11 protein-coding genes are annotated in these 5,490 nt (G+C 68.7%); 10 read left to right on the top strand and 1 reads right to left on the bottom strand.

Going from position 1 to position 5,490, the window contains the following annotated elements:
* The 3 genes from ACFPMG_RS15520 to ACFPMG_RS15510 all read left to right on the top strand — a co-directional run.
* On the top strand, positions 1–213 hold a 213-nt coding region (locus ACFPMG_RS15520; protein WP_376996000.1), incomplete at its 5' end, for a hypothetical protein.
* A gap of 5 nt (positions 214–218) precedes the next feature.
* Complete coding sequence (locus ACFPMG_RS15515; RefSeq protein ID WP_376995999.1) at positions 219–737, top strand: hypothetical protein; 519 nt, start codon at positions 219–221, stop codon at positions 735–737.
* Complete coding sequence (locus ACFPMG_RS15510) at positions 737–991, top strand: hypothetical protein (protein WP_376995998.1); 255 nt, start codon at positions 737–739, stop codon at positions 989–991. Before ACFPMG_RS15515 ends, ACFPMG_RS15510 begins: the two co-directional genes overlap by 1 nt.
* 2 nt (positions 992–993) lie before the next feature.
* Here ACFPMG_RS15510 and ACFPMG_RS15505 read toward each other — a convergent pair whose 3' ends face one another.
* A complete protein-coding gene (locus ACFPMG_RS15505; RefSeq protein ID WP_376995997.1) occupies positions 994–1,389 on the bottom strand; it encodes a hypothetical protein in 396 nt (131 codons plus the stop codon).
* A 51-nt stretch (positions 1,390–1,440) separates the two neighbouring features.
* Between ACFPMG_RS15505 and ACFPMG_RS15500 the strand changes: the two genes are divergently transcribed.
* The 7 genes from ACFPMG_RS15500 to ACFPMG_RS15470 form a co-directional block, all read left to right on the top strand.
* Positions 1,441–2,379 (top strand): PD-(D/E)XK nuclease-like domain-containing protein, encoded by a 939-nt coding sequence (locus ACFPMG_RS15500; protein ID WP_376995996.1) that lies wholly within the window; start codon positions 1,441–1,443, stop codon positions 2,377–2,379.
* Positions 2,380–2,382: 3 nt separating this feature from the next.
* A complete protein-coding gene (locus tag ACFPMG_RS15495) occupies positions 2,383–3,426 on the top strand; it encodes a DEAD/DEAH box helicase family protein (RefSeq protein ID WP_376995995.1) in 1,044 nt (347 codons plus the stop codon).
* Between the two features lie 3 nt (positions 3,427–3,429).
* On the top strand, positions 3,430–3,708 hold the full coding sequence (locus ACFPMG_RS15490; RefSeq protein WP_376995994.1) for a hypothetical protein: 279 nt from the start codon (positions 3,430–3,432) through the stop codon (positions 3,706–3,708).
* Between the two features lie 26 nt (positions 3,709–3,734).
* Positions 3,735–3,914, top strand: a complete 180-nt coding sequence (locus ACFPMG_RS15485; RefSeq protein ID WP_376995993.1) for a hypothetical protein — start codon at positions 3,735–3,737, stop codon at positions 3,912–3,914.
* A gap of 11 nt (positions 3,915–3,925) precedes the next feature.
* Positions 3,926–4,942, top strand: a complete 1,017-nt coding sequence (locus tag ACFPMG_RS15480) for a Lar family restriction alleviation protein (RefSeq protein ID WP_376995992.1) — start codon at positions 3,926–3,928, stop codon at positions 4,940–4,942.
* The gene (locus tag ACFPMG_RS15475; RefSeq protein WP_376995990.1) at positions 4,942–5,166 is read left to right on the top strand and encodes a hypothetical protein; all 225 of its coding nucleotides are present in this window, start codon (positions 4,942–4,944) and stop codon (positions 5,164–5,166) included. Before ACFPMG_RS15480 ends, ACFPMG_RS15475 begins: the two co-directional genes overlap by 1 nt.
* A gap of 4 nt (positions 5,167–5,170) precedes the next feature.
* A partial coding sequence (locus ACFPMG_RS15470) for a hypothetical protein (RefSeq protein WP_376995989.1) occupies positions 5,171–5,490 on the top strand: 320 nt, incomplete at its 3' end.

Here is a 5,490-nt window from a genome sequence, read left to right as displayed (position 1 = left end):
GCCTTCGATCTGCTGCGCATCGGCGACATGATCCTCGTGAACGCCGGACCGGCCAGCCAGATCGAAGGCGCGGTGGTGATCGTCTCCGGCAGCGACCTCAAGTCCCTGACGGTTTCCGTCACCAGCCTGACGCCGCTCGCCTCCTCCCCTCCGGTCATCACCGCCGCGAACGACGGCGGCGTGCTCCATATCCCCGCCACCGGAACGCGGTGACCACCATGGTGCCCGAACTCGCGCCGGTGCCGAACAGCACCATCCTGACGATCCGGCTTGGTGGCCGGGTCGTCGGCACCATCGAGGCGGCCCACGCCCACCTGATCCAGGGCGCGGTGCTGCACTCCCCCATGACCGTGGACGATCTGGAGCTGATGGACGACCACGCCCACACGTCGGGCCGGGCGAAGGCGTTGGAGCGGGCTGCCGCCTACCAGCCGCCGTTCAGCCCGGCGGAGATGGTGCAGAGGTGGCGCGAGCGGGCCGCACGGCACCGGACCACGGCGCAGAACCTGTGCGGCGTGCTGCGGTGGCTGCGCAACCACCCCGAGGCGCCCGCCGTCCGGTTCGAGGGCTGCGACTGGTCCGAGCATGCCGCCCGGAAGGAGCTGGCCCACCAGCGGCACAAGCACAGCCGGTGCTGCGGGCAGCTCGGGCTGTGGCTCCGGCAGCGGGCCGTCCCAGTGCTCGCCCTCCCGACCGCGGCCAACGACGCGGCCCAGGCCGCCGGGAAGGTTGCGTGATGGACCAGATGACCGACCTCCTCAAGCACCGCCCGGCAGGCCATCGCGCCTCCGCGTTGGAGCTGGCCGAAGCCGCCCGGCAGGCCATCGACGCGGGCGCCAAGGTGCTCGTCTGCGATCCGGCGACGGTGGCCGTCCACAACATCGAGGGCGCGGCCAAGCGCTTCGCCGAGGCGAGCGCCAAGCAGAAGCGCCGCATCAAGCCCGGCATGCGCGCCGCCGTCTCCGCCGCGTGCCGCCGGCCCAAGTCCTGATGCTACGCCCGGCGGCGCCCTCCCCCAGCCCTGTAAACCCGCGGCGGTCGGCGCCGGCGGTACCAGCTCCGCAGGGAGCAGTACGGGCCGGCGATGTCCAGGTCGAGGGGGAGCTGTTCGGCAGGGCCGTTCTGGTTGGCCGGCGCGGGAAGCTTCAGGCCGCGGAAGGCGGGTGCGATCGCGACACGGGTTCCGGCTGGGAACAGCGCCTGGGAGAACAAGTCAAGGATTTCCCACCCGGCTTGACGCCCGGAAGGCGTGTCGGCGTGCAAGGCTTTCGCGAAATAGCCGTCGTTCGTCCCGGCCCGGTCGTCCAGTTCCGCCATAGACCAGCCGAGCGCTCGCCGACGGGCATCAAGAGCCCGGACAACTTCCAGATATAGCGCGGTCACCGCCATCACCGCCCCCATTGGTTGAGCAAACCCTATATTCCAAAGAGGTAGGAAGCAATGCCCGATTTTTCGAAGCTGGAGCCAGGGGTTTACACAGGAATCCCGGCGGAGACCTACCACAGCCTCCCGGCGCTGAGCGCCAGCGGCATCAAGACGCTGGTCAACGAGTGCCCCGCCGTCTTCTGGCACGAGCACATGAACCCGGAGGCGGAGGAGACCGACGACACCAAGTTCGATGTCGGGACCGTCGCCCATCTGGTCTGGCTGGAACCGCACCTGCGGGAAGAGCGCCTGGTCATCATCGAGGCCGACGCCTACCGCACCAAGGCCGCCAAAGAGGCCCGCGCCGAAGCGAAGGCCGCCGGCAAGACGCCGCTGCTGGAGAAGCACCTGCCGAAGATCGAGGCGATGCGCACGGCGCTGGAGGCGGAGTTGCCGCCCGGCCTGATGCGCGGCGGAGCGGCGGAGCGGACCCACCTCTGGCGCGATCCCAAGACCGGGGTGCTGATCAAGAACCGCCTCGATTGGGTTCAGGACGGCGACCGCCTGATCGTGGACTACAAGACCAGCGAGAGCGCCAAGCCATCCGCCTTTGAGCGCCGCATCTGGGACGTTGGCCACCACCTGCAGGCCCGGCTTTACCTGACCGGTCATGAGCTGCTGACCGGGCAGCGCGCCCGCTGGCTGTGGGTGGTGCAGGCCACCAAGCCGCCGCACTGCGTCTCGATCTTGGAGCCGACGCCCGGCCTGCTGTCCATGGCGGACGAGGACGTGCGGGATGCCATCGACCTGTTCGCCGAGTGCAGCGCGGCCGACGAATGGCCCGCCTACACGGACACGGTGCAGCTCGTCGGACCGCCGGCCTGGGCCGCTGCCCAGCACGAGGAGCGCAAGTACGCCCGGCAGTTCGCCGCGCAGGAACGCCGCTCCCGCAAGCCCGCCAACTCCAACGAGATACAGCGCGCGATCGACGCGCAAGCCCCCTTCGGAGCCTGACCGATGACGATCAAGTTTCTCCCGGCCTCCAGCTTCAACGACCGCCACGGCCTGTTCGTCGCCCTGGTCGGCGGTACGAATTCCGGCAAGAGCTTCAGCGCGCTCCGCCTCGCCCGCGGCATCGCCGGCCCGAAGGGCCGCATCGCCGCCGCGGACACCGAAGGCGGGCGCCTGCTCCACCTGAAGCGGGACTTCGACTTCGACATCCTGCTGATGGACCCGCCGCACCACCCGGCGCAGTACGCCGAGGTGGCCGAGGCCGCGGAAGTGGCCGGCTACGACGCCCTGCTGATCGACAGCTTCAGCATGGAGTGGCGCGGCGTCGGCGGCGTCCTCGATCAGATGGACAGCGAGTTGGAGCGGGCCGTCCGCCGTGCCGAAGCCAAGGCCCGCGAGAAGGGCTGGAACTTCGATGAAGACCGCGCCCGCAACGCCAACAAGATGGCGGCCAGCATCAAGCCGAAGATGGCGCACAAGCTGATGGTCAACAGCCTGTTGGCTCGGCGCATCCCCATCATCTTCAGCATCCGTGGGGAGATGACGCTGGACCCCGACACGAAGAAGGAGAAGTTCAAGGCCGCCACTGCGCCGGGCTTCCTCTTCGAGGTGACCGTCTCGTTCCGGCTGGCGTCCGACCGCCGCGGCATCATCGATCTGAGCGACCCGACCTCCTACAAGATGGAGGGCATCCACCGCGGCATGTTCCGCGACGGCGACCAGCTGTCCGAGGAGCACGGCGCCAAGCTGGCGGCGTGGGCAAGGGGCGAGATCCACGGCCAGCCTTCCGCCGGGGCCGGTCCGGACCTCGCCGCCCAGGTCTTCGAAGAGGCAGCCGCCGCCGCGCGCCAGGGTCGGGACGCCTTCACCGCTTGGTGGAACGGGCCGGGCAAGGAAGCGGCTCCCGGCACCGAGACCAGCAAGCGCGTTCTGGCGACCCCGCGCCGGCCCGAGCTGCAGGCCATGGTCGAGGCCGCGGAGAACCCCGCCGGCACCGCCGCCAACGATGACGACTTCCCCGGCACCATGCCGGCCCGGGCGGAGGGCTGACCGATGGCCCAGGGATCGCGCGGGCTGACCGCCTACCAGAAGCGGGCCGGGGAAATTGAGGCGCTATTCACGGCGGGCGAAATCGGCCCGCAGACCCGCCGGGCGCTGCTGGAACGAGCCCGAGACGTGTCGGGCGTCTCGCAACTGGCCTCCCCGAGAGCCACGGCTGAGCGCACGCCCGCCGGGAAGCTGATCGCCATGAACGACAACCAGATCAACGCCGCCAAGCGCGCCGGTCGGACCAGACACGACCGGCCCCACCCCACCCCCGCGCCGCGCTGAGCGCAGAGCGCAAGGAGACCGACACCATGAGCATTGATCCCATCGACCGCGACAAGGCCCCTCCTGGCGAATGCCAGCACTGCGACGAGCTGCGCGCCGCCGGCATCACTTTCCACCCGCCACACAGGCCATCGAGCCTGTGCCGCAATGTCCATCGCGACGGGCAGCGGCCCGAGCCGCACTGCACATGCGACGCCTGCTTTTGAGGGGGGCACCCATGAGTGACAAGACCGAACTGCTGCCGTGCCCGTTCTGCGGCCCGAAGGCCGACGAAGGCAGCCGCGTCGTCCTGCTGGCTGAACGCGAGAGCGACGGCTACGTGCGTGGATACACCGTCCGATGCGACCACTGCGGCATTGAGTTGCACGACGAATACGAAAGCGACGTGGTGGCCGCCTGGAACCGCCGCTCCTCCGTGCAGGAGGCCGCCCCGCCCCCCTCCCCTGCCTACCTGTCAGATGCGCAGTTGGACGCCCTGGCAATTTGCGGTCACCGGACGCGTGAGGACGCGGTCGCCGCCCCGGCAACTGCGGCGGACGTGGCGACCGCCCTGGAGCATGTCCGCCAATTCTTGGTGGATGGTGACGATATCCCAGACGACAGGCTCATCTATGCCGACGTCGAGGTCGGCGAGGAAAACGACGACCCGTCTCCTCTGACCATTGGGGACCTGCGCGCTTTGCTTACCCTCTCCGCCGCCCCCACGGCACAGGGGCAGGACTCCGACGACACCATCAAGAAGCGCTGGATCATCATCCGGGAGCCGGGGAGTGTGCCGGTCACGAAGATCCCGAAACAGAGCCACGACGGTGCGCTGGAGTTCCTTCGCGAGTGCACGGCCATCTACCCCGCCGCCGAACTCACCTTGGCCGAACTCACCTGGAACAATGACCTGTGGGTGAGCGACGGACGAGAGGCCCTGACCATCGACGACGCCATGGCGGAATACGCCGACGACGCCGACGGCTGGACCGACCGCGTTCCGGAGCCGCAGACGTCGGGCTGCGAGTTCACCATGAGCTACGCCGACGAGCCGAACAGCATCGTCTGCCGCAACGGGCACATGATCGACATCGACGTTTTCACCGAAGGCTTCGACGAAGGCGACTTCTTCCACCCCTGCCCGAAGTGCAACGCCGACGCCTACGCCGCGTGGAAGGCCGAGATCGGCGACGATGACGATGAGGCCGATGACGCCCTCCCCTCCGCCCCCTCCGCAGGGGAGGCGAAGTGATGCAGATCGAAGACTGCGGCCTCTGGAGTTGGCACGAGCGCGTCGGCATTCAACTCGGCCAGCACCGGGAAGGGTATGACAGCCTGAAGCTGACGTCCGAACAAATCGACTACGCCCACAATTTCGCAACCAGAGAAATGCTGGACGAAATCCACACGATGCTCTGGCACCTGTGCAAGGCGAAGGGCCTTCCGGTCTACGAGCGCCCCTCCCCGAAGGACTGACCCCATGACCACCGACACCGCCCCGCTGAGCGCGCGCCTGCGCGATATGCGGACACTTCTGGACGCTGCGCCAGTCCGCTACTCCGGAACCGCAGCCGACGCCTGCGACCGCGCCGCCGACGCTCTCGACGCCCTGTCCGCGCGCGTCGCCTCGCAAGCCGAAGAACTGGAAGGCATGAGCCGGGGCGCCGCTGAGATGGACCAGGAGAACCACCGGCTGAAGACGCGCGTCGCGGAGATGGAGGCGGAGCGGGAAGCGTTCAGCCGCGCGCTCGCCTCGATGTCCTACCATCCCGATACCTGCCCGATCACCGGCGAGAAGTT

It is taken from the genome of Azospirillum himalayense, from assembly GCF_042657465.1.
Taxonomy (GTDB): Bacteria; Pseudomonadota; Alphaproteobacteria; order Azospirillales; family Azospirillaceae; genus Azospirillum; species Azospirillum himalayense.
Note: the sequence above shows the minus strand (reverse complement) of the source record. Positions and strands in the feature narration are given on the sequence as shown.

Bases quoted from the DNA above. Each gene is read 5' to 3' on its own strand.
- ACFPMG_RS15515 (WP_376995999.1), top strand. From the start codon at position 219: ATGGTGCCCGAACTCGCGCCGGTGCCGAACAGCACCATCCTGACGATC.
- ACFPMG_RS15510 (WP_376995998.1), top strand. From the start codon at position 737: ATGGACCAGATGACCGACCTCCTCAAGCACCGCCCGGCAGGCCATCGC.
- ACFPMG_RS15505 (WP_376995997.1), bottom strand. From the start codon at position 1,389: ATGGCGGTGACCGCGCTATATCTGGAAGTTGTCCGGGCTCTTGATGCC.
- ACFPMG_RS15500 (WP_376995996.1), top strand. From the start codon at position 1,441: ATGCCCGATTTTTCGAAGCTGGAGCCAGGGGTTTACACAGGAATCCCG.
- ACFPMG_RS15495 (WP_376995995.1), top strand. From the start codon at position 2,383: ATGACGATCAAGTTTCTCCCGGCCTCCAGCTTCAACGACCGCCACGGC.
- ACFPMG_RS15490 (WP_376995994.1), top strand. From the start codon at position 3,430: ATGGCCCAGGGATCGCGCGGGCTGACCGCCTACCAGAAGCGGGCCGGG.
- ACFPMG_RS15485 (WP_376995993.1), top strand. From the start codon at position 3,735: ATGAGCATTGATCCCATCGACCGCGACAAGGCCCCTCCTGGCGAATGC.
- ACFPMG_RS15480 (WP_376995992.1), top strand. From the start codon at position 3,926: ATGAGTGACAAGACCGAACTGCTGCCGTGCCCGTTCTGCGGCCCGAAG.
- ACFPMG_RS15475 (WP_376995990.1), top strand. From the start codon at position 4,942: ATGCAGATCGAAGACTGCGGCCTCTGGAGTTGGCACGAGCGCGTCGGC.